Source organism: Modestobacter sp. VKM Ac-2984 (genome assembly GCF_026967985.1).
In the GTDB taxonomy this organism is placed as follows: Bacteria; Actinomycetota; Actinomycetes; order Mycobacteriales; family Geodermatophilaceae; genus Modestobacter.
Map to the genome: position 1 here is coordinate 34,272 of NZ_JAPVBJ010000002.1, position 21,739 is coordinate 56,010.

At 73.3% G+C, this 21,739-nt stretch carries 19 protein-coding genes; 8 read left to right on the forward strand and 11 right to left on the reverse strand.

Annotation, left to right across the window (positions count from 1 at the left end):
* From O2W16_RS04010 to O2W16_RS04025, 4 genes are all read right to left on the reverse strand, one after another.
* Nucleotides 1-1,419, reverse strand: coding sequence for a Gfo/Idh/MocA family oxidoreductase (locus O2W16_RS04010; protein ID WP_269157514.1), 1,419 nt, complete (start codon nucleotides 1,417-1,419; stop codon nucleotides 1-3).
* 82 nt (nucleotides 1,420-1,501) lie between these two features.
* Nucleotides 1,502-2,857 (reverse strand): ABC transporter substrate-binding protein, encoded by a 1,356-nt coding sequence (locus O2W16_RS04015; RefSeq protein ID WP_269157515.1) that lies wholly within the window; start codon nucleotides 2,855-2,857, stop codon nucleotides 1,502-1,504.
* Nucleotides 2,858-2,913: 56 nt separating this feature from the next.
* On the reverse strand, nucleotides 2,914-3,774 hold the full coding sequence (locus O2W16_RS04020; protein ID WP_269157516.1) for a carbohydrate ABC transporter permease: 861 nt from the start codon (nucleotides 3,772-3,774) through the stop codon (nucleotides 2,914-2,916).
* Nucleotides 3,775-3,793: 19 nt separating this feature from the next.
* On the reverse strand, nucleotides 3,794-4,759 hold the full coding sequence (locus O2W16_RS04025; RefSeq protein WP_269157517.1) for a carbohydrate ABC transporter permease: 966 nt from the start codon (nucleotides 4,757-4,759) through the stop codon (nucleotides 3,794-3,796).
* 415 nt (nucleotides 4,760-5,174) lie between these two features.
* Between O2W16_RS04025 and O2W16_RS04030 the strand changes: the two genes are divergently transcribed.
* Genes O2W16_RS04030 through O2W16_RS04045 form a run of 4 tightly spaced genes read left to right on the forward strand, consistent with a single transcriptional unit; the run spans nucleotide 5,175 to nucleotide 9,480 of the window.
* Nucleotides 5,175-6,356 (forward strand): Gfo/Idh/MocA family protein, encoded by a 1,182-nt coding sequence (locus O2W16_RS04030; protein ID WP_269157518.1) that lies wholly within the window; start codon nucleotides 5,175-5,177, stop codon nucleotides 6,354-6,356.
* 2 nt (nucleotides 6,357-6,358) lie between these two features.
* Nucleotides 6,359-7,276: a PmoA family protein gene (locus tag O2W16_RS04035; RefSeq protein WP_269157519.1), complete on the forward strand. Its 918-nt coding sequence runs from the start codon at nucleotides 6,359-6,361 to the stop codon at nucleotides 7,274-7,276.
* Nucleotides 7,273-8,370 (forward strand): LacI family DNA-binding transcriptional regulator, encoded by a 1,098-nt coding sequence (locus O2W16_RS04040; protein WP_269157520.1) that lies wholly within the window; start codon nucleotides 7,273-7,275, stop codon nucleotides 8,368-8,370. Before O2W16_RS04035 ends, O2W16_RS04040 begins: the two co-directional genes overlap by 4 nt.
* An 18-nt stretch (nucleotides 8,371-8,388) precedes the next feature.
* Complete coding sequence (locus O2W16_RS04045; protein WP_269157521.1) at nucleotides 8,389-9,480, forward strand: M24 family metallopeptidase; 1,092 nt, start codon at nucleotides 8,389-8,391, stop codon at nucleotides 9,478-9,480.
* A gap of 42 nt (nucleotides 9,481-9,522) precedes the next feature.
* On the opposite strand, the gene O2W16_RS04050 is transcribed toward O2W16_RS04045, so the two are convergent.
* The 4 genes from O2W16_RS04050 to O2W16_RS04065 form a co-directional block, all read right to left on the reverse strand.
* Nucleotides 9,523-10,860, reverse strand: a complete 1,338-nt coding sequence (locus O2W16_RS04050; protein WP_269157522.1) for a pectate lyase family protein — start codon at nucleotides 10,858-10,860, stop codon at nucleotides 9,523-9,525.
* 151 nt (nucleotides 10,861-11,011) lie between these two features.
* Nucleotides 11,012-12,322 (reverse strand): methyl-accepting chemotaxis protein, encoded by a 1,311-nt coding sequence (locus O2W16_RS04055; RefSeq protein WP_269157523.1) that lies wholly within the window; start codon nucleotides 12,320-12,322, stop codon nucleotides 11,012-11,014.
* A gap of 130 nt (nucleotides 12,323-12,452) precedes the next feature.
* Entirely contained in the window at nucleotides 12,453-13,859 is a 1,407-nt protein-coding gene (locus O2W16_RS04060) for a metallophosphoesterase (protein ID WP_269157524.1), read from the reverse strand.
* A 29-nt stretch (nucleotides 13,860-13,888) separates the two neighbouring features.
* Complete coding sequence (locus tag O2W16_RS04065) at nucleotides 13,889-15,637, reverse strand: ABC transporter ATP-binding protein (RefSeq protein ID WP_269157525.1); 1,749 nt, start codon at nucleotides 15,635-15,637, stop codon at nucleotides 13,889-13,891.
* A 166-nt stretch (nucleotides 15,638-15,803) separates the two neighbouring features.
* Between O2W16_RS04065 and O2W16_RS04070 the strand changes: the two genes are divergently transcribed.
* Complete coding sequence (locus tag O2W16_RS04070; RefSeq protein WP_269157526.1) at nucleotides 15,804-16,220, forward strand: MarR family winged helix-turn-helix transcriptional regulator; 417 nt, start codon at nucleotides 15,804-15,806, stop codon at nucleotides 16,218-16,220.
* 9 nt (nucleotides 16,221-16,229) lie between these two features.
* Here the strand turns inward: O2W16_RS04070 and O2W16_RS04075 are convergent, their stop codons facing one another.
* Genes O2W16_RS04075 through O2W16_RS04085 form a run of 3 tightly spaced genes read right to left on the reverse strand, consistent with a single transcriptional unit; the run spans nucleotide 16,230 to nucleotide 19,082 of the window.
* A complete protein-coding gene (locus tag O2W16_RS04075) occupies nucleotides 16,230-16,700 on the reverse strand; it encodes a dihydrofolate reductase family protein (RefSeq protein ID WP_269157527.1) in 471 nt (156 codons plus the stop codon).
* A gap of 13 nt (nucleotides 16,701-16,713) precedes the next feature.
* A complete protein-coding gene (locus O2W16_RS04080) occupies nucleotides 16,714-17,586 on the reverse strand; it encodes a metallophosphoesterase (RefSeq protein ID WP_269157528.1) in 873 nt (290 codons plus the stop codon).
* Nucleotides 17,583-19,082 carry a phosphatase PAP2 family protein gene (locus O2W16_RS04085; protein WP_269157529.1) on the reverse strand — a complete coding sequence of 500 codons (1,500 nt, stop codon included), beginning with the start codon at nucleotides 19,080-19,082 and terminating at the stop codon, nucleotides 17,583-17,585. Before O2W16_RS04085 ends, O2W16_RS04080 begins: the two co-directional genes overlap by 4 nt.
* Nucleotides 19,083-19,216: 134 nt before the next feature.
* Between O2W16_RS04085 and O2W16_RS04090 the strand changes: the two genes are divergently transcribed.
* The 3 genes from O2W16_RS04090 to O2W16_RS04100 all read left to right on the forward strand — a co-directional run bounded on the left by O2W16_RS04090 (nucleotide 19,217) and on the right by O2W16_RS04100 (nucleotide 21,722).
* On the forward strand, nucleotides 19,217-19,831 hold the full coding sequence (locus O2W16_RS04090; protein WP_269157530.1) for a copper chaperone PCu(A)C: 615 nt from the start codon (nucleotides 19,217-19,219) through the stop codon (nucleotides 19,829-19,831).
* Nucleotides 19,832-19,939: 108 nt separating this feature from the next.
* Nucleotides 19,940-20,551 (forward strand): hypothetical protein, encoded by a 612-nt coding sequence (locus O2W16_RS04095; RefSeq protein WP_269157531.1) that lies wholly within the window; start codon nucleotides 19,940-19,942, stop codon nucleotides 20,549-20,551.
* A gap of 160 nt (nucleotides 20,552-20,711) precedes the next feature.
* On the forward strand, nucleotides 20,712-21,722 hold the full coding sequence (locus O2W16_RS04100; RefSeq protein ID WP_269157532.1) for an alpha/beta fold hydrolase: 1,011 nt from the start codon (nucleotides 20,712-20,714) through the stop codon (nucleotides 21,720-21,722).
* Nucleotides 21,723-21,739 lie beyond the last annotated feature (17 nt).

A 21,739-nucleotide genomic window follows, 5' to 3' on the forward strand; every position in this document is an offset into this window, starting at 1 on the left:
TCATCGGGTGCTCCCGGCGGGAGCGGCTGCGGCCTCGGGCCGCAGCGGGATGCCGAAGTCGGCGAGGTGCACGACCTGGCCGGTGGTCAGGGACTGGTTGGCGGCCGCGCCGACGAGCACGCTGCGGACGCCGTCGAGCCAGCCGGCCGCCTGGCCCAGCGGGTCGGGCCGGGTGCCGGGGCGGAACAGGTCGTCCAGCAGCAGGGCGTCGCCGCCGCCGTGCGCGCCGGGCCCCTCCGGGACCTCGATCCGCTGGGCGGCCTCCCAGCGGCGCTGCAGCACCAGTTCGGTGCCCTCCGCCCGGACGCCGGCGGCCGCCTGGACCTGCTCGGGCGTGGCGCTGGGGTCGACGGCGACGCCGAACCCGCCGATGACGTCGTCCGCGGCGACCACCGCCGCCCGCTCCACCACCGACAGCTCGATCCGGCCCTCGGTGCCGTTGATGCTGACCCGGTAGCCCTCCCACGGGCCGTGGGCGTTGAGCGAGTAGCTGAGCATCGGGCCGTCGGCGTAACGGACCAGCAGCGCCATGTTGTCCTCGATGGTGATGCCCGGGGAGAACACGTCCTGGTCGCGGATGTAGCCGTCCTCGGCCTCGGCCTCCAGGTACAGCTGGCGCAGCCGGTCGTTGCCGGCCAGGTCGAGCGCGAACGGGTCGTGGCCGGCGTCCGGGGCGCCGTGGCTGCGCGCCGGGCGCTCACCCAGGCCCCGCTCCTTCGCGTTCGCGTCGCCGTAGAAGCGCAGGTCGCCGAGGGCGAAGACGGTCTCCGGCACCGCGCCGACCCACCAGTTGACCAGGTCGAGGTGGTGGGTGGCCTTGTGCACGAAGAGGCCACCGGACAGCGCCTTCTCCCGGTGCCAGCGACGGAAGTAGTCGGCGCCGTGGACGGAGTCCAGCACCCACTCGAAGTGCACCGAGGTGACCGCCCCGATGGCGCCCTCGGCGAGGAGCCGGCGGACGGCGGCGTTCCGCGGGGAGTAGCGGTAGTTGAAGGTGACCACCAGGTCGCGCCCGCTGTCGGCGACGGCGTCGGCGATCGCGCGGCAGCCCGCGGCGTCGGTGGTGAGCGGCTTCTCGGTGATCACGTCGTGCCCGGCGCGCAGGGCCCGGGAGATGTGGTCGGCGTGCGTGTGGTCGACGCTGGCGACGATGACGGTGTCCGGTCGCTCGCGCTCGAGCATCGTGTCGAGGTCCTCCGGCGCGTACGCCGGGAGCGGTGCCGCGCCGGGGTGTGCGGCGGCGAACTGGCGCTGGTAGTAGGCCATCCGCGTGCGGTTGGGGTCGCAGAGGGCGACCAGCCGACCGACGTCGGCGTGGGTGCCCAGCAGCGCGGCGACGTACATCTCGGCGCGGTGCCCGGTGCCGACGATCGCGTAGCGACGCGGCGCCGGGGTCCCGGACGGGTCGGTGGTGGTCACGTCTCCCTCTCGGCGGTGCAGCAGGTGGTCCGGGGACCGGGGCCAGGGGGCGGCCGATGGCCGGCCGCCCCCTGGCCGGGGGTCACGCGATGGCCGACTCGACCTCGGTGATGAACTGCTCGGCGGCGTCCTCCACCGAGATCTGGTCGAACAGGATCTGCTCGGTGTAGCGCTGCAGGATCGCCTGCACCTCACCGGCGCCCTGCGGGGGCAGCGCTGGCGGCTCCTGCAGGCCCGGGGTGATCTCCTCGACGAAGGCCACCGCGGCCTGGCCGGGAGCGTCCAGGGTCGGGGCGATCTGCTCACGCAGCTCGGTGTTCACCGGCAGGCCGCGGTCGGCCTTGATGATGTTGACCGCGTCCTCGGAGTTGATCAGCCAGTCCAGGAGCATGGCCGCCTCCTGCGGGCTCTCGCAGTCGCTGCTGATCGCCCAGAACATGGCCGGCTTCAGGTACATGCCGGTCTCGCCGTCCCCCTCCGTGGTGGGGAACTGGCGGAACTCCAGCTCGGTGCCGGCCCCGGCGGTCAGCGCCGGCAGCTCGTTGGTCCACCAGAAGCCCGAGGCGCCGCGGCCGGTGGCGACCAGGGCCTGGTCGACCCCGCCGTTGAACACCTCGACGGTGGTGGACGGCGGCGGCTCGGCGGCGGTCTCCGAGGCCTCCTTCTCGATGGCCCACCAGTCGGCGAGGGTCTCGGCGGTGAAGCCGATCTCGCCGTTCTCGTCGAACAGCGCCTCACCCTGCTCGCGGGCGTAGACCTCGAAGTTGGTGTCCCCGCCGTTGAGGCCCATCGCCTGCATCCCGTACACCTGCCCGCCGGTGGCCTGGGTGACCTGGGCGGCGGTGTCGACCATCTCGTCCCAGGTCCAGGACTCGCCGTCGGGGACCTCCACCCCGGCGGCGGCGTAGGCCGCGGGGTCGATGACGACGGAGAAGGCGTTCACGCCGGTGGGGATGGCGTAGGTCGCGTCCTCCACCGCACCGGTCTCGGCGACGTTCTGGTCGAGGTCGCTGGTGTCGATCGTGCCGTCCTCGATGTACGGCGTCAGGTCCAGCAGCGCCCCACGGTCGGCGTACTCCCGGACGTACCGGGTGTCCTGCTGCATGAGGCAGGGCGCGTCGCCACCGGCGGTGCTGGTGGCCAGCCGGTCCCAGTAGTCGGCGAACCCGGTGAAGTCACCCTCGATCGTGACGCCCTCGTTCTGCGACTCGTAGAGGTCGATCAGCTCCTGGGTGGCCGCGTGCCGGGTGTCGCTCCCCCACCACGACATCCGCATGGTGACCGGCCCGTCCTCGCGGGTCGCGCCCCCGTCGGCGGCCGCGCCGCCGTCGTCGCCGCCGCAGGCCGCGGTGGTCAGCAGCAGTCCGAGGACGCCGCCGGTCACGCCCACGCGGGTGGACCAGGGCGCACGCGCCCCATTTCTCCGGATCGTGTGCACGTTCCTTACCTCCTTGTAAGTGCTGTGTGAGCTGTCGGGTGAGCTGTCGGGTGTCGTCACTTGAGCCCCGTGGTGGCGATGCCTCGGACGAGATAGCGCTGGCCCGCGAGGAAGAAGCCGAAGACCGGCGCCAGTGCGACGATCGACATGGCGAAGACGGGACCCCACGGCGTCTGGCTCGTCGCGTCGACGAACGTCCGCAGGGCGACCGGGACGGTGTACATCTCCGGGTCGGTCAGGAAGATCAGCTGGCTGAAGAAGTCGTTCCAGGTCCAGATGAAGGTGAAGATGGCCGTGGTGGCCAGGGCCGGCACCGACAGCGGGATCACGATCCGCCAGAAGATGGCGAAGTGCCCGCAGCCGTCGATCCGGGCGGCCTCGTCCAGCTCCAGCGGGATGCCCCGGATGAACTGCACCATCAGGAAGATGAAGAAGCCGTCGGTGGCCAGCAGCTTCGGCACGATCAACGGCCAGTAGGTGTTGATCCAGTCGAGCTCGGCGAACAGGATGTACTGCGGCACGATCACCACGTGGATCGGCAGCATCATCGTCCCGAGCATCACCGCGAACCAGAACTTCTTGAACTTGAAGTCCAGCCGTGCGAACGCATAGGCCGCCGCGGAACAGGCCAGCAGGTTGCCGATGATCGAGCCGACGACGATGACCAGCGAGTTCCAGATGTAGTGGCCGAAGTCCCGGGGCAGCGCCGTCCAGCCCTCGGGGTAGTTCTCCGTGGTGACCCGCTCGGGGATCAAGCCGGTCTGGCTGAAGATGTCCTCGGTGAACTTGAACGAGCTGGAGAGCATCCACAGCAGCGGGTAGAGCATGAGCAGCGCGCCCAGGATGAGCACGGTGTGCGCCAGCCAGCGTGGCCGCTGCTTCTTCTTGCGGTCGGGCAGCTTCTCCGTGGCAGCCACAGGGGGGGCCACGGTCAGGTCAGTCGCCATAGAACACCCAGTACTTCGCTGCGATGAAGTTGATCGCGGTCAGCCCACCGACGATGAGCAGGAGGAACCAGGCGAGCGCCGAGGCGTATCCCATGTCGAAGTTGCCGAAGCCGCGCTGGTAGAGGTAGAGCGTGTAGAAGAGCGTCGAGTCCGCCGGACCACCGGTGCCGCCGCTGACGATGAACGCCTGCGTGAACGTCTGGAACGCGTTGATGGTCTGCAGGACGAGGTTGAAGAAGATGATCGGCGAGAGCAGCGGCAGCGTGACCTGGATGAACTGCCGGACCTTCCCCGCGCCGTCCAGGGACGCCGCCTCGTAGTACATCGTCGGGATCTGCCGGAGCCCGGCCAGGAAGATGACCATCGGGGCGCCGAACGTCCAGACGTTCAGGATGATCAGCGTGCCGAGGGCGTAGTCGGGGTCGGACACCCAGCCGGGCGGGTTCTCGAAGCCGACGAACCGCAGGACTCCGTTGAGCAGCCCGTCGGAGCCGAAGATCTGCCGCCACAGGATGGCGATCGCGACGCTGCCGCCGATCAGCGAGGGCAGGTAGTAGACCGACCGGTAGAGCGCCAGGCCGCGCAGGCCGCGGTCCAGGATCATCGCCAGGAACAGTGCGAACGCCAGCTGCAGCGGCACCGAGACGACGACGTAGATGAACGTGACCTTCAGTGACTGGTAGAACCGCGGGTCGTCGAACATCCGCTGGAAGTTGTCCAGCCCGATCCACTCCGGCGCGCCGATGAGGCTGTAGTCGGTGAAGGACAGGTAGGCGGAGGCGGCGATGGGCCCGGCGGTGATGAACAGCAGGCCGGCGAACCACGGGGCCAGGAACAGGTAGGGCGTGAGCCGGCCGGACCTCCGTCTCCGTGCACGGGAGGCAGCACGGCTCGCGCCGCCGGGAGCCTCGCCGTGCGAGCGTTCGCGCGGCGGGACGTCGAGCGTTGACGACACGGGCTCTCACCTCTCTGTGCAGCTCGTCGGACCTCGTCGTCCGGGGCGTCCGGTGTGCAGCGGGTCACACCTTCGGTAAGCGCTTTCTAGACCCTCGTCCGGGACTCTGTCAACGCTCGGCGAGGGACCCCTGGCCACTCGACCGAGGCTGTGCGCTGCCTCACAAGTGGGTAAGCGCTTTCTACTCGGGGCCGCTCCGCCATGTCAACGAGTCGACGTGGACCGGCCGGTCACGAAAGCGCAACGACGCCATCCACAGGGCTCTGACCTGGTCCTTCGTCCTCATCCACGACACCGACGGTCGGCGCCGCACGGCACCGCCCTCGGCAAGCCCTTTCCCAGCGACGTCGGTCTGGCTAGGCTCAGCCTCCCGTCGGCGACCGCGCCGGCGCCTGGCTCGATCAAGGGGGATCACGTGCCAGAACTGTCCGAGCTCCCCGGCCGGGTGGTGCTCGTCGGGGCCCACGGCCACGGTCGCTGGCACCTGCAGAACCTCCGCCGGCTGGCCGCAGCCGGCGACGCGCAGCTGGTCGGGATCTGCGACCCGCGGCCGCTGGACGACGAGCTGCGCGCACTGGCCGGCGACGTCCCGGTCGCCGCCTCGCTGGGCGAGCTGCTCACCGCGACCGCCCCCGACGTGACCATCATCTGCACGCCGATCCACACCCACACCGACCTGGCCCTCACCGCCGCCCGGGCGGGCAGCGCGGTGCTGCTGGAGAAGCCGCCCACCCCGACGCTGGCCGAGTTCGAGCGGCTGGTCGAGGGGATCGAGGCCACCGGTGCGGCCTGCCAGATCGGCTTCCAGAGCCTCGGTTCCGCGGCCATCGGCCGGGTCCGCGCCCTGGTCGAGGCGGGCTCCATCGGCACGGTCCGCGGCGTCGGCGGTGCGTGCGCGTGGGTCCGCGACGCGTCCTACTACGGCCGGGCGAGCTGGGCCGGGCGGCGCAGCGTCGACGGGGTGCCGGTCGTCGACGGCGCGCTGACCAACCCCTTCGCCCACGCGGTGGCCACCGCCCTGGCGTTGACCGGGGCCACCGGTGCCGGTTCGCTGACGTCGGTCGAGGTCGAGCTGTACCGGGCCAACCCGATCGAGGCCGACGACACCTCCTGCCTGCGGCTCCGCACCATCGACGGGCTCGTGGTGACCATCGCCGCCACGCTGGCCGCGGAGCACCCCCGCGACCCCGTGCTCGTCGTGCACGGCAGCACCGGACGGATCACGCTGTCCTACAAGACCGGCGAGGTGCGGCTGCAGGCCGACGGCGTCGACGAGACGACGATGCACACCGGCACCGATCTGCTCGAGGACCTGCTGGCCCACCTGCGCGACCGCACCCGGCCGCTGCTCGTCCCCCCCGCGGCGACGCGCTCCTTCATGGAGGTCGTGGAGGCGGTCCGCTGCGCCCCGGACCCGGCGGAGATCCCGGCCGAGCACCGGCGGGCCGAGGGCGAGGGCACCACCGCCCACCAGGTCGTCCCCGGCGTCGACGCGCTGGTCGACCGGGCCGCCGAGGAGCTGCGGCTGTTCTCCGAGCTCGGCGCCCCCTGGGCCCGTTCACCGACGGTGCGGCAGCCGGCCGCCGTGGGGAGCTGACCATGGCCCTCAAGACCCTGCACCAGGGCCACGTCCCGGACGAGCCGTCGCCGGCCGGCACCGTGCTGGCCACGCTCACCGTGGCCGGCGCCGTCGTCGCCACCTGCTGGGACGGCGCCGGGCTGCCCGGCGTGCTCGCCCCCCGGCCGTTCCTGCACCCGGTCACCACCCTGAGCGGCGTCCCGGTCACCGACGCCCAGCCCGACGACCACCGCTGGCACCTCGGCGTCTCGGTCACCCTGCAGGACGTCGGCGGGGCGAACGTCTGGGGCGGCCGCACGTACCTGCGGGACCAGGGCTACACCTGGCGGGCCGACCACGGGCGCCAGGTGCACACCGGCTGGGCGGCGCAGGCACCCGATGGCTTCCGGGAGACGCTCGACTGGCAGGGGCCGGACGGGCGCACGCTGCTCACCGAGGAACGCACCGTGCGGGCGGCCCGGGCCCCGCTCCCCGGCGCCTGGACCCTCGAGCTCACCACCACCCTGCGCAACGCCACCGACGCCCCGCTGGAACTGGGCAGCCCCGCGACCAACGGGCGCAGCGGCGCCGGCTACGGCGGGCTGTTCTGGCGGTTCCCACCGGTCACCGGCGCCCGGGTGTGGAGCCCGGACGCCGAGGGCGAGGACGCCGTGCACGGCTCGTGCGCGGCCTGGGTGGCCTTCGCCGCCACCGGCCCGGCGCCGTTCACCGTGGCGCTGGCCGGCGCCGACGCAGCCACCCGGTCCGATCCCTGGTTCGCCCGCGTCGACGACTACCCCGGCCTGGGCTCCCAGCTGGCCGCCGAGCACCCGGTGCTGCTGCCCCCCGGGGCCGCGACGACCCGCAGCTTCCGGGCCCTGGTCGCCGACGGGACGCCGGACACCGCGGCCATCGGGGATGCGCTCACGACGACGCCGGGCCAGGGTGGGCCGCGATGACCACTGCTCGGGAGGACCCGACCGGCCGCGGCGCCGAGCAGGACCGGGCCGCCGGCCCCACCGCCGTCCGCCGGAGCGGTCCCGTGCTGCTCGCCGAGGTCGCCGCACACGCCGGCGTCTCGCTGGCCACCGCCTCCCGGGTGCTGAGCGGCAGCCGCTCGGTCGGTGAACCGCACCGCGGCCGGGTGCTGGCCGCCGCCCAGGAGCTGCGGTACACGCCCAACGCGCAGGCCCAGGCGGTCGCCCGCGGGGCCAGCAACGTGGTCGGGCTGATCATCCACGACGTGCTGGACCCGTACTTCTCCAGCATCGCCGGCGGGGTGATGCGGCAGGTGGAGGAGCGCGAGCTCGTGGTCTTCCTGGCCAGCACGCACAGCGACGTCGACCGCGAGCTGGAGTTCGTCCAGACGATGCGCTCACACCGGGTGCGGGCGCTGATCATCTGCGGCAGTCGCACCACCGACCGGGTGCACAACGAGCGCCTGGCCCACGAGCTGGAGGGGTACGCGGCGGCCGGCGGCCAGGCCGCGGTGATCAGCCAGGACCGGCTGGGCACGCACGCCGTGGTGCCGCAGAACCGCTCCGGTGCGCGGGCCCTGGCCCGGGAGCTGTGCCGGCTGGGCCACCGCCGCTTCGCGGTGCTCGCCGGCCCCCGCGGGCTGCTGACCTCCCGCGACCGCCTGATGGGCTTCCGGGAGGGGCTGACCGCCGAGGGCGTCGACGTCGCCGACCTCCAGGTGCTGCACGGGGAGTTCACCCGGGAGGGCGGGGAGAGCCTGGCCGCCGAGCTGATCGCCGCGGGACCGCTGCCGACCTGTGTCTTCGCGATCAACGACGTGATGGCGCTCGGCGCGCTGGCCGCCTTCCGGTCCGCCGGCGTGCGGGTGCCCGAGGACGTCTCGCTGGCCGGCTTCGACGACATCGCCCCGTTGCGCGACGTCGTCCCCTCGCTCACCTCGGTCCACCTGCCGCTGGAGGAGATGGGCGCCCGCGCGGCCCAGCTGGCGCTGGACACCGAACCCCAGACCACGAGCCAGGCCGTCAAGGTCCACGCCGAGGTGGTGCTGCGTGACAGCACCCGCCGGCTCGCCTGACCACCACCGGAGGACACCGTGCACCACCACCTGGACCGACCGTCGCTCGCCGATCGGACGGTCAAGCGCGAACGCGTGCTCGACCTGCTGCGCCGCACCGGGCAGGAGCGGCTGGTGCTCACCTCGGTGGGCTCGCTGTCCTGGTACCTGGACGGCGCCCGGCCGGCCGTCAAGCTGTCCGCCGAGGACGGGGTGATCGCCGTCGTGGTCGACGCCGCCGGGGACACCGTGTTCGTGCCGAACAACGAGGCCGACCGGCTCGCCGCCGAGGAGCTGCCCAGCGACGTCCGGGTGCAGGTGACCAACTGGTGGGCACCGCTGCTGGGGCCCGAGCTGGCCCCGGGCACCCCGGGAGTGCTGACCGAGGCCGACCCGGTCGCCGTGGAGGGGCTGCGGGCCGCCCGGGCGAGCCTGCTCCCGGTCGAGACCGAGCGGTACCGCCGACTCGGCCGGGACGCCGCCGAGGCGCTGACCGCGACGGCCCTGTCGCTGGAGCCCCGGACGACCGAGCGCGAGACGGCGGCCCGGCTGGGCGGTGAGCTGATCGCCCGCGGGGCCGAGCCGTTCGTCGTCCTGGTCGCCGGGGAGGACCGGCTGCCCTTCCGGCACGCCCTGCCCACCGACGGGGTGCTCGGCCGGCGGGTGATGCTCGTCGTGTGCGCGCGGCGGCACGGCCTGATCGCGAACGCGACGCGCTGGGTCGCCCTCGCGCCGCCGACCGCTGCGGAGACCGATGCCGACGCACGGATCCGCGCGGTGGAGACGGCGTTCCTGGCCGCCTCCACCCCCGGGCGCCCGCTCGGCGAGGTCTTCGCCGCCGGCGCCAGCGCCTATGCCGACCAGGGTTTCCCGGCCGACGAGTGGACCCGGCACCACCAGGGCGGCCCGACCGGCTACTGGGGGCGCGACCCGGTCGCCACCCCGGACAGCGAGGTCGAGCTGGTGGCCGGGCAGGCCGTCGCCTGGAACCCGTCCGCCGCCGGGGTGAAGATCGAGGACACCCTGCTGCTGGGCGAGGGCGGCCTGGAGGTGCTCACCACCGACGGCGTGTGGCCGGGCACCCGCGACGAGCTGGGGCTGCTGCGTCCCGACGTCCTGGTCCGCTGCTGAGGGACGCCCTCCCCGCCGTTCCGGTGGGGAGGGCGCCTCGCGTCAGCGGAGGCGGCCGGAGCCGGCCTTGACCCGCACCAGCGCGGGCACCGCAGGGGTCGGGTCGATCCGCTCCACGAAGGTGGGCGTCCAGCTCACCGTAGTGGGGATGTCCGGGTCGTTGGCGGCGTTGTAGGCCTCGACCAGGCTGGTCGGGCGCGGCCAGGAGCGGCTGCTGACCAGCGTCCCCGACTCGTCCAGGCCGGTGTCGGTCAGCACGTCACCGCGCCAGTCCTCGACGAAGGACGCCGGATCGACCCCGGGGGCCAGCTGGACGACGTTGTTGTCGGCGATGATCTCCGCCTCCCGGCCGACGCCCCAGCTGTAGCTGTAGGACGCCGGGTCCGAGACGACGTACCAGTTGTTGTAGACGTGCACGTCGCCGTAGCGCACCCGGGGCGCCCGCTGGCCGATGTCCTCCCACAGGTTGTGGTGGAAGGTGACCCGCAGCCGGCCGCGGTCGGCGACCCGGCTGTTGGAGGAGCCGACGAGGTTGGTCTTGTCGTGGTCCCGGAACTCGTTCCAGGAGACGGTGACCAGGTCGGTGGAGTTGGTGATGTCCAGCAGGCCGTCGTGCACCTCGAACTTCTGGCCGTACACGGTGGGCAGCGCATCCGGCGGGTTCTGGCCGTCGTCGAACGTGTTGTGGTCGACCCAGACGTGGGTGGACTCGGCGAGCCACAGGTTGTCGTAGGCGGCGTTCCAGGCACCGGCGTCGCCGTCGGTCGGGTCCCAGGCGGTGAAGCAGTCGTAGGCGTCGGACAGCCGGAGGTTGCGGATGACCACGTCGTCCGAGCCGCGCACGGTGAGCGCGGCGCCGACGATCCCGGCGTCCCGACCGACCCCGACGATCGTGACGTTGGAGCCCACGTACTGGCGCACCCGGGCCTCCTGGACGTCCGCGGACGCCGCCCGGGCGTCCTCCAGCGGGCCGGTCGGCTCGGCCTCGGTGCCCCAGACCTCCGGGGCGTAGGCCGCGATGTAGTCGGCCATGTCGAAGCCCTCGACCTCGTAGGCCGCGCAGTCCACGGCGCCGTCGGCGGTGCGCAGCTGGGCGTCCAGGACGCCGTGGACGTACACGATCCGTGGCGTGGTGTCCCCCCGCGCCGCGTCGCCACCGAGGGCGGCGCGGAACTCCTCCCAGGTGCGGACGTGGAACACGTTCTCCGGGGCGGCGGTGGACCCGCCGGTGGTGCCGCCCTCGGCGGCGGCCCAGCCGTCCTGCGGGCCGAGCACCTCCCGGCCGACGTCCTTGCCGTGTGCGGAGGCAGCGGTGGGGGCGAGCGTGACGGCCAGGGCTCCGGCCGCGGTGACGATCAGCGTGCGACGCAGTGCGCGCATGTCGCTCCTGAGATCTCGGGAGAGGATGGGAAAGCGGTTTCCCATGTGGTGCGCGTCACGCTAGCCAGCGCGCCGAAGGAGTGTCAAGACGTCCGAGACGACTCGCCGACCGGCACGTGGCGCCGACCGCCTGGGAGGCCGGGGCCGGGGGTCACATCCCCGAGACGAGGTCTCGCAGGTCCGCGGCCATCCGGGCGGCCTCCCGGGAGGCCCCGCTGATCGCCTCCTGCGCCTGCGCCGACGAGGCGTTCTGCTCCTCGACCGCCGCCGCGATCGTCGTCTGGGCGTCGACGACGCCCCGGATGACCTCCTGCACCCCGTTCAGCGCAGCACCGGCCGCGGCGACGTCGCCGCGGACGGCGTCGACCACCCGCCGGATCCGCTCGGTGGCCTGGGCGGTCTCCGTGGCGAGGTCCTTGACCTCCCCGGCCACGACCGCGAAGCCCTTGCCCGACTCCCCGGCACGCGCCGACTCGATCGTGGCGTTGAGGGCCAGCAGGTTCGTCTGGTCGGCGATGCTGGAGATGCTGCCGGCGATCTGGTCGATCTCGGCCATGGTGCCGGCCAGCCGTTCGACCGTGGCGGCGCTGTCCCGGGACTGGAGACTGGCCTGGTTGGCCGTCGACGTCGCCTGGCACGCCGCCGCGGCGATCTCGCCGATCGCCTCCCGCAGCCCGACCATGACCTCGGTGGCCACCCCGACGTTGGCGTCGAGCCGTTGCCCGGCGCCGAGCAGCCCCGCCAGCTGCTCCTGCTGGGCGGCCGCGCGGTCGGCGCGCTCCCGGAGCCGGTCCGCCGCCTCCTCCGCCACCCGGGCCCGCTCCCCGGCCAGCTCCTCCTGGGTCGCCACCTGGGCGGCCAGCTGCTCCTCGGCCAGCTGCTGCTGGGCCTGCCGGGCCCGCTCGGCCTGTTCGGCGAACTTCCAGCCGTAGGCCAGGAACGTCGCCTCGGCCAGCAGGAACACCGCGTGCAGCAGGGCGAACAGCACCGGGTCCGCCTGGGCCTCCGCGGTGGAGAAGACCGACATGGGCATGGCCAGGCTCATCACCGCGTGGTGCACGGCGACGAAGACGACGGCGAGCAGGAACGGCACCCATGCCTGGTACAGGGCGACCAGGGCGAGGACGACGTAGAACCAGATGTGCAGGTCGGTGAGGCCGCCGCCGACGTGCACGAGGACGTCGGCGCCGACCATCAGGCCGACGGAGACCACGCTGGACCGGGCGATCTGGCCGCCCAGCACCTGTCCCAGCAGCAGCAGCACGGTCAGCACGGCCAGCTGCCCCCACAGCAGCCACCCGCCGACGTCCCGGACCAGCCCGAGTCCGGCCAGCACGGGGACGTGCGCGGTGAGCACCAGCGAGATCACCCGGTGGCGGGCCGCGAAGCTGGCCTCGTCCAGCCGGACACCGCGCGGCAGGAGCGGGACACGCGCGGGGGCGCCGGTCGACGTCGTCGTCATGCCCCGGTATCGGCACGGATGGGGCACGATCAAGTCGGCCGCCACGAGTTCGTCGGGGCGCAGCGGGCCGGGCGTCGCGGGGGAGCGTCCTGGCGATGACCGAGGCGCCCCGCGAGCCGGCCGGTGAGCGTCAGCCGGCCGACACCACGAACGGCACCTCCACGACCTCGTCGCCCGGCGACAGCGCCGTCATCGGTTGCAGCCGTCCGTCCTCGGCGATGCCGCTGAACGGCGTCACGACCAGCCGGTCGCCGTCGATCTCGGCGAGCAGGACGTGGGACTGCGCTGCCCAGGCCACGGTGCCGGCCTCGGCGAAGGCCGTGGGCGGGTCGTCGCGCAGCTGCCCGCCGGCACCGGAGAGGAAGTAGTCGATGCCGTCGACGCGGGACAGCTGGAAGTTGTGCTCGTGCCCGGCGAAGGCGGCCCGGACACCGGCCCGGCGGAACCGGGGGACCAGCTCGCGCACCATCGACTCCGTGTTCGGGTGGTGCGGCCCCGCGCAGTAGGCGGGGTGGTGGGAGAACGGGAGCCGCCAGGTCGGCCCGCCGGGGTCGTCGGCGGGCAGCGCCCGGTCCAGCCAGGCCTGGTGTCGCGGGTTCTGGAAGAAGTGCTCGGTGGGCAGCGGCTCGGCCAGCGAGGTGTCGATGCACACGAACTCCACGTCGGCGCCGTACCGGAACCGGTAGAACATGCCCGGGTCGATCGACGCCCGCTCACCGGCCGACTCGGGGGTGAACCGCAGGTCGGTGTGGAAGTTGTCGCGGACCTGCTGGCGGTCGTCGCTGGACTCGCTGTCGCTGGTGTCGTGGTTGCCGACCGTCGGGTACACCGGCACCCGGGCCAGCAGGTACCGGTAGGGCTGGTAGAAGCTGGAGAACCAGTCGGCGTCTGCCGCACCGGTGCCGGTGGTCACCCGGGTGCTCTCGCCCTGGTAGACGTTGTCGCCGGTCGAGAGCACCAGCCGGACACCGGGGTCGTCGGCCAGCCGGTCGAGCACCGCGGCGACCCGCCGTTGCCGGCGGCCCTCCTCGGAGTCCACCACGACCCCGACGCCGTAGTCACCCAGGACGGCGAAGGACAGCGGGGCTCGGACGTCCGGTGCCGGGTGCGTGCGGAGGGTCAGGTCGTAGGCCCGCCCGGCCGGCCGCAGGTCCAGCCCGCCGCGGGCCACCGGCCCCCAGTCCCACCGCTCACCGTCGGCCCAGGGCCGGCCGTCGACGGTGATCCGGTAGCGGTAGCGGGTGTCAGGGCGCAGCCCACCGACCCACGCGTGGTTCCGCTCCCCGGTGACCGCCCGGCCCACGGTCCCGCCGTCCTCGCCGAGCACCTCCACGACCGCCTCGCCGTAGGACCGGGAGCCGGCCCCGATGCTGCCGGTCCGGCCCTCGTCCACCGCGTCCAGCTGCTCGTCGTCGACCAGCTGCCAGCGCGAGCCGGTGTCGGGGCGCCGGAACCAGAAGCCACCCCAGGCGATCAGGGCCCGGTCGGGGCCGACGTCGACGAGGTGGACGTAGGGCTCGAAGTGCGTCTCGGTCATCGCCGCCCCCTACCCGATGGCCTGCGGGTTCAGGCGACCAGGACCGCCTCCCGCTCGGCGGCGCCGGCGAGCTCGGCGTAGCGGCCGCCCAGCGCCAGCAGCTCCTCGTGGGTGCCCTGTTCGACCACGCGGCCGTGCGCGAGCACCGCGATGAGGTCGGCGTCACGGACGGTGGAGAGCCGGTGCGCGATGGTGATCGTCGTCCGGCCCCGGCTGGCCTCGTCCAGGGCCACCTGGACGGCGCGCTCGGTGGTGTTGTCCAGCGCGCTGGTCGCCTCGTCGAGCACCAGCACCCGGGGGTCGCGCAGCAGTGTGCGGGCGATCGCCAGCCGCTGCTTCTCCCCGCCGGAGAACCGGTGGCCGCGGGCGCCGACGACGGTCTCGTAGCCGGCCGGAAGTGCGGCGATGACCTCGTGCACCTGTGCCCGGCGGGCGGCGTCAACCATCTCGGCCTCGGTGGCGTCGGGGTTGGCGTGCCGCAGGTTGTCGGCGATCGTGCCGTGCAGCAGGTAGGTCTCCTGCGCCACGACGCCGACCACGTGGGCCAGGTCGGCCAGGGTCACGTCCCGGACGTCGACGCCGTCGATCGTGACCCGCCCGGTGGTGGGGTCGTTGAGCCGGGCGACCAGCGAGGCGAGCGTGCTCTTGCCCGACCCGGTCTCCCCCACCAGCGCCAGGGTCGCCCCGGCGGGCACGGTCAGGTCGACGTCGTGCAGCGCGTCGCGGGCGCCGTCGGGGTAGCGGAACCCGACGGAGGAGAACCGCACCTCGCCGCGGACCGTGCGCGGGTCGAGCGGGACCGGGTGGGCCGGGTCGTCGATGTCGACCGGCAGGTCCAGGTACTCGAAGACCCGGCTGAACAGCGCCATCGAGGCGGTCAGCGAGACGCCGATGTCCAGCAGGCCCATCAGCGGGCGGAACAGCGCGCCCTGCAGCGCGGTGAAGGCGACGAGCGTGCCGATGGTCATCCCGCCCGACGTCGCCGGCAGCCCGGCGATCAGGTAGATCAGCGCCGGGATGCCGGCGAACACGATGCTCATCGTGGCCATCCGCCAGCGGCCGGCGAGCTGGGAGCGCACCTCGAGCCCGACCAGGACGTCGGAGGTGCCGGCGAACCGCTGGGACTGGGCCGGGCCGGCGCCGAGGGTCTTGCCCAGGAGCACGCCGCTGACGCTGAGACCCTCCTCCACCTGGGAGTGCAGGTCGGCCAGGGAACGCTGGCGCTGGGCGGTGATCTCCCGGCGCATCCGGGCCACCCGCCGGGTCAGCCAGACGGCCGGCGGCAGCACGACGAGGGAGAGCAGCGACAGCCGCCAGCTCAGCACCGCCATGGCCACCACGGTGCCGATCACGGTGGTGGCGTTGGCGGCGAAGGAGGTGGCGGTGGTGGTGACCACCGACTGCATCCCCCCGATGTCGTTGGTGAGCCGGGACTGCACCTCGCCGCCCTTGGTGCGGGTGAAGAAGCCGAGCGACTGCCGCTGCAGGTGGGTGAAGACCGCCGTCCGGAGCCCGTGCATGACGTGCTGGCCGACGGTGGTGGACAGCCAGGTCTGCAGCACGCCGAGGACGGCGGTCACCGCGGCGACGGCGACCATGCCGGCGACCGCCCAGCCCAGCAGCGGCACGTCCTGCTCCGGGATCGCCTCGTCGATGACCAACCGGATCAGGAACGGTGTGGCCAGCGCGATGGCGGAACTGGCCACGATGAGCGCGACCACGACCGCGAGCTGCCCGCGGTACGGCCGGAAGAGCCCGGCGACGCGGCTCCAGCTCACGGGGGCGCGCTCCAGCTGTGCGCGGTCGGCCGGGTCGGGCCGCCCACCGGAGCGTCCGCCGCCCCGGCCGGGGTTCATGGTGTCGTCGATGGCGAGCACCCCTCTCTGACTTCCTGAGGCTACCTCACCGTGTGGCAACCTCAGGGTTGCCGCTACTGTTCCCGCCATGGGGAACGGCGGCACGGCGACGCTCGGCGACCTGCTCATGCGGGTCGCCCGCACGTTGCGCCGCCGGTTCATCGCCACGCTCGCCCCGTGGGACCTCTCCCCGCACCAGGCCCGGGCGCTCCGGGTGGTCTGCTCGCGCGACGGCGTCCGGCTCTCCGAGCTGGCCGAGGCGCTGCGGATCGCCCCGCGCTCGGCGACCGAGGTGGCCGACGGGCTGCAGGATCGCGGCCTGGTGGAGCGCGCCGCCGACCCCGCGGACCGGCGGGCGGTACGGCTGACGCCGACCGAGGCCGGCCGCCGGGTGCAGCGCGAGGTGGACGACGCCCGGGCCGCAGACGCACAGGAGCTGTTCGCCCGGCTGTCGGCCGCCGACCGCGCCGAACTCGAACGGATCCTCCACCAGCTCACCGACTGACCGGCGAGCTCAGACGTGGTCGAGGGCGAAGGACCCGGTCTCGACCTCCCCCGCACCCGTGTAGCTGGCGAGCAGCGCCCCGGTGCTGGACGCCGTCGATGCGGTCAACCGCCACGTGCGGGGCACGGCACCCTCGGCGAACAGCCTGCGCCCGGCGCCGAGGACGACCGGGAAGACGATCAGCCGCAGCTCGTCGACCAGGTCCTCGGCCAGCAGCGTCTGCACCAGCTCGAGACTGCCGTGCACCTGCAGCTCGCCGCCGTCCTCGGCCTTCAGCGCGCGGACGGCGCCGGCGACGTCCCCCTCGATCAGCCGGGCGCCGTCCCAGTCGACCGACTCCAGCGTGCGCGAGGCGACGTGCTTGGGCAGCGCGTTCAGCGACCAGGCGATCCGGTCGCCCTCGGTCGGCATCTTCGGCCAGTGCGCGGCGAAGATCTCGTAGGTGCGTCGGCCCAGCAGGAAGTCCTGACCGGAAGTCATCGGCCGGAGGTGCTCAGTCCGGCGGGGTCAGCTCGAAGAAGACGACCTGCGGCGGGGCGTTGACCCGCATCGGCAGCGCGCTGAACCCCAGCCCGCAGGTGACGTACAGCGCGTTGCCCTCGGCGCCGTACTCCGCCGGTGACCACCCGTCGGCGACCACCTTCTCCTCCTCGGTCAACCCGAGCCAGCTCCAGCGCGGCAGGCCGGGCAACGCGATCTGCCCGCAGTGGGTGTGCCCGGCCACGGTCAGCGGCGCGCTGCCGGGCGGCATCTCGGGGAAGGCCGTCGGGTTGTGCATCAGGACCACCCGCGGCGCGTCCTCCGGCAGCCCGCTCAGCGCCTGGTCGACGTCGACCAGGCCGGGGCGCACCGGGCCGATCCCGACGACGTGCAGCGGGTCGGTGCCGGTGCCGGGCACCGGCACCGACTCGTTGAGCAGCACCGGGACCCCGGCGGCCTCCAGCGCGACGGTCAGCTCCTCCGCGGCGTTGCTGGCGTAGTCGTGGTTGCCCAGCACGGCGTAGGTGGGGATCCCGGAGTCCAGCAGCGGGCTCAGCAGGTCCATCGCCGCCTCCACCTCGGGCTCGACGTCCGGGCCGGCGTGGTAGACGAAGTCCCCGCCGAGCAGGACCAGGTCGGGTTCGGCCTCCACCGCCCGCTCGACCGCCCGCTCGACCATCCCGGTGTTGGCCCACCACATGCCGATCTGCATGTCGGCCAGGACGGCGACCTCCAGCCCGTCCGACCCCGTGGGCAGCCGGGGGAGCTCCACCGCGTGCCGCTCGTCGTCGAGGACCAACCGCGGCTCGATCAGCACGCCGTAGCCGATGAGCAGGACGAGAGCCGCCAGCAGGGCCAGGCCGACCCGGACGAACCAGCGCCTCATGCCCGGGCCGCCGTGGTGGTCGCCACGCCCGCGCGCGTGGCGGGGTGCCGGAGACCCCGACCGGACCCGAGCTGGAAGGCCCAGGCGCAGGCCAGGACCCACAGCGAACCCAGCAGCAGCCCGGCGACCACGTCGGTCGGGAAGTGCGCCGCCACGTACACCCGGGAGATGCCGATGGCCGGCGCGAGGAGGACCGGCACGGCCAGCACCGCCCACCGCCAGCGGCTGACCCCGTAGCCGATCACCAGCGCGGCCAGGGCGCCGTAGATCGCGACTGCCGCCGCCGCGTGACCGGAGGGCCAGGCGGCGCCGGCCGGCAGCCCCTGGGTCAGGTCGACGACGTCGGGCCGCACCCGGCCGACCACCAGACCGATGACGTAGTAGAGCGCCACCTCTCCGATGATCGTGACGAGGACGAAGACCACGGGGCGCCAACTGCCGACCCAGGCCAGGGACAGGATGGCCAGGCTGAGCCCCACGGCGATGACCATCGGGGTGCCCGACAGCCTGCCCACCGCCTCGGCCACCGTGGTGAGGGTCTCGGTGCGCTGCTCGACGAACCACTCGGCGGCGCTGCGGTCGAACCGGCCCAGGGCGGTGTCGGCCAGCACCCGGGTGACCAGCAGGCCCAGGCCGGTGAGCACGGCGAACAGGGCCGCGGCCGCGCCGGCCAGCTGCAGGACCGTCGTCTTCCCGGCGGGGAGCACCGGCTGGTGGGTGGGGGCCGGACGGGGCGCCTCCGCGGGGTCGACCTCCAGCGGGTCCAGCGACTCGTCGCTGTACTCGTGCCGGTCGTGCTGCCAGCCGCGGAAGACCGCCGTCATGATCGCCAGCCAGGCCGCCCCCAACGCCCAGCCGGCCAGCACGTCGGAGACGAAGTGCACGCCGAGGGCCAGCCGGGTGAACCCGATCGCGAACACCAGCAGCGCGAACCCGGCGATGAGCCAGGGCCGGACCCGGCGGTTCACCACCGGCAGCAGCACCAGCAGCAGGACCCCCCAGGTCACCACGGCCGTCATCGCGTGGCCGCTGGGGAAGCTCGCGTTGCTCGGGGTGTCGACCACGGGGTCCAGCACCACGGGGCGGGCCCGGTCGGCCACGTACTTGGTGAGCAGGATGAGGACGGGCAGGCCCATCCCGGTGACCGCGACGAACGCGGCCAGCCGCCGGTGCCGGCGGATGAGCAGGAACAGCGTCGCCAGCACCGTCACCAGCACCGAGGCACCGGTGCCCCCGAGGTCGGTCACGCCGCGCAGGACGCTCACCGTCACCGACGAGCCGCTGACCGCCTCGTTCAGGTCGGCGGCCACCTCACCGTCGAGGGAGGCCAGCGGTGACCAGCTCTCCTGGACCAGCAGCCACAGCGCCAGGAAGGGCACGGCGCCGACCAGGAGGGCCACCAGACCCAGGACCGCGCGGCCGCTGAACCGACCGACTGCCTGGGGCGGTTCCTGGTCGGGCGGTGACTGGGTCGGGGTGGTGACGGGCCGGCTCATGAGAGTGCCGCTACCCAGCTTCGCCCAGAACACCGGTCATCGTTGCGACACCGTGACCTGCGGCGCATGCCTACCGCGCGGACCGTCGGGTACGGGCCGTTCGATCCCTGCCCGCCGAGAGAACGGACTCGCTCATGACCTCCCACCTCCCCCGCCACCGGCGGTGGCCGGGCGTCGCGCTCGCCGTCGCCGCACCGCTGCTCCTCGTCACCGGCTGTGGCGACACGGAGGACTCCCCGAGCCTGCAGGACGACGAGGGCGAGGTCATCGACAACGACGGTGCCGACATCGTCGGCGGACCGGACTCCCCCGTGGTCCCCGTCAACGAGGACGTCGAGCTCGTCGGCGTCGAGATCGCCTACCCGGTCGACGGCCTCTACGAGGTCGGCGAAGAGGCGCCGCTCTACGCCGCGGTGACGAACACCGGCACCGAGCCGGTCACCCTGGTGGACGTCACCGGCCCGGAGTTCGAGGAGGCCGTCAGCCTCGGCGGGAGCGGCGAGCTCCTGGACGCCATCGAGATCGTGGTCCCGCCCAACGACAACACCTACATCGGCGCCGAGGGCTCCCCCTCGATCGTCCTGGTCGGCCTGGAGACCGAACTGCGCTCGTCCCAGTCGATCCCGGTCACCTTCGTGTTCGAGGAGGCCGGCGAGGTCACCGTCGAGGTGCCGGTGTCCGCGGACGACAGCGACCCGTTCGAGGGGTTCAGCTTCCCCGACCCCGCCGAGGACCCGAGCAACGAGTGACCGGCCGGGTTGCGATCCGGTCACGTTCCACCGGCTGATGCGCCGCGCTGCCGGCTCCGGGCAACCCAGTGAGAGCACATCCGTCACCGACCTGGAGGACACGTACCGATGACCGACCCACGCACCAGCGGCGCCACCGTGGCCGCAGCGAAGAAGCGGCCGATCTGGCCGTGGCTCCTGCTGGCCGCCCTGATCGCCGCCCTCGCCCTCTGGTGGCTCATCGCCGAGTTCACCGGTGACGACGACGACCTGGACGTCGGCGCCGACACGGGCGCCGTCGTCGAGGAGACGACCACCGTGACCGAGACGGAGGTGACCGGGACCGAGACCGAGACGCCGGCGGCGACGCCCGACATCGGGCTCGGCGCCGTGCTCATCGGCGACCTCGACGCGCTGGCCCCGGACGTCGACCTGAGCGCCAGCGTCGGGGAGCCCGTCGAGGCCAACAGCGTCGAGGTCCAGGCGGTCGTCGCCGACGAGGCGTTCTTCGTCGGCCCGGAGGCCGGCCAGACGATCATGGTCCGGCTGGAGCCCTTCGGTGGCACCGGCGACGAGGAGTCCCCGTTCGAGGTGCAGGAGGGTGACACCGTGAGCTTCAGCGGGACCCTCGAGGAGATCGACGAGGAGTTCCTCTCCAGCCTGCAGCTCTACACGCCCGCGGAGGACCTGGAGACCGGCGACTACTACGTCCAGGCCTCGGAGATCACCCCCGGGGAGTGATCCCACGCTGGACCCACGACGGCGTCCCCGGCCCGCTGCACACGCGGGCCGGGGACGCCGTCGTCTGCTGGCCGCCCCCGGCGACCGGCGCACCGCACCCATGGAGGAGGACCCTCGTGCAGACCGCCGTGAACGCCCTGGACCCAGCGCAGGTCGCCGGATGAGCGCACGAGACCACGGGGTGGCCGCCGCCGCGCTGGCCACGGCCGGCCTTGTCGCCGGAGTCGCCGCACGCCAGGCGGACGCCCGCCGGCTGGCCCGCCGGACGTCCGGGTCGTCCCCGTCCGTCCGCACCGACGACGGGGTGCGACTGCACGTGGAGATCGCCGACGAGGTCGACGCACCGACGGTGGTGCTAGTCCACGGCATCGGCGTCTCCGCGGAGATGTTCGACCCCCAGTGGACCGCGCTGCGCAGCCGCGCCCGCGTCGTCCGCTACGACCAGCGCGGGCACGGTTCCAGCGGCTGGGCGGGCGGGCGCGGGGCGACCGTCGAGGAGCTGGGTCACGATCTGGGGCAGGTCGTCGACCAGCTGGGCGGCGGCGGGCCGGTCGTGGTCGTCGGCCACTCGATGGGCGGCATGGCCGTGCTCGCGCTGGCCGATCAGCGGCCCGAGCTGTTCGGTACCCGGATCACCGGTGCGGCCCTGCTGAGCACCCGCGCCGCCCCGCTCACCGGCGCGGAGCGGTCCAGCACCCCGGTGACCGCGCGAGCGCGCACCGGGCTGTCCACCGGCGGTGCCTGGCTGGCGTGGCTGACAGCTCCGCTGGTGGGTTCGGTCCGTCCGTTCCGGTCCCGCCTCGGCCGACGCGCCCTCCGCAGGCAGCTCTTCGCCGGCGATCCCCCCGAGTGGGCGGTGCGTCAGTCCTCCCGGATGTGGCAGGAGACCCCGATGGGGGTGCTGTCGGCCTACCTGCGGAGCCTGGCGACGTACGACGAGAGGGCGGCGATCGCCGTGCTGCGCTCCGTGCCGGTCCTGGTCCTGGCCGGCACGGAGGACCGCACGATCCCCACCCACTCCGCGCCGCGGATGGCCGAGCACATCGGCGATCAGGCCCAGCTGGTCCTGGTGGACGGCGCCGGTCACATGGTGAACACCACCCACGCGGACACCGTGAACGCGGCACTCAGCGCCCTGCTCGACCGGGTGCAGGCGCCCACCACGGCCTGATCCCGCCGCGCCGCCTG

Bases quoted from the DNA above. Each gene is read 5' to 3' on its own strand.
- O2W16_RS04080 (WP_269157528.1), bottom strand. From the start codon at position 17,586: ATGAGGCGCTGGTTCGTCCGGGTCGGCCTGGCCCTGCTGGCGGCTCTC.
- O2W16_RS04040 (WP_269157520.1), top strand. From the start codon at position 7,273: ATGACCACTGCTCGGGAGGACCCGACCGGCCGCGGCGCCGAGCAGGAC.
- O2W16_RS04050 (WP_269157522.1), bottom strand. From the start codon at position 10,860: ATGCGCGCACTGCGTCGCACGCTGATCGTCACCGCGGCCGGAGCCCTG.
- O2W16_RS04035 (WP_269157519.1), top strand. From the start codon at position 6,359: ATGGCCCTCAAGACCCTGCACCAGGGCCACGTCCCGGACGAGCCGTCG.
- O2W16_RS04100 (WP_269157532.1), top strand. From the start codon at position 20,712: ATGAGCGCACGAGACCACGGGGTGGCCGCCGCCGCGCTGGCCACGGCC.
- O2W16_RS04055 (WP_269157523.1), bottom strand. From the start codon at position 12,322: ATGACGACGACGTCGACCGGCGCCCCCGCGCGTGTCCCGCTCCTGCCG.
- O2W16_RS04095 (WP_269157531.1), top strand. From the start codon at position 19,940: ATGACCGACCCACGCACCAGCGGCGCCACCGTGGCCGCAGCGAAGAAG.
- O2W16_RS04060 (WP_269157524.1), bottom strand. From the start codon at position 13,859: ATGACCGAGACGCACTTCGAGCCCTACGTCCACCTCGTCGACGTCGGC.
- O2W16_RS04085 (WP_269157529.1), bottom strand. From the start codon at position 19,082: ATGAGCCGGCCCGTCACCACCCCGACCCAGTCACCGCCCGACCAGGAA.
- O2W16_RS04070 (WP_269157526.1), top strand. From the start codon at position 15,804: ATGGGGAACGGCGGCACGGCGACGCTCGGCGACCTGCTCATGCGGGTC.
- O2W16_RS04075 (WP_269157527.1), bottom strand. From the start codon at position 16,700: ATGACTTCCGGTCAGGACTTCCTGCTGGGCCGACGCACCTACGAGATC.
- O2W16_RS04090 (WP_269157530.1), top strand. From the start codon at position 19,217: ATGACCTCCCACCTCCCCCGCCACCGGCGGTGGCCGGGCGTCGCGCTC.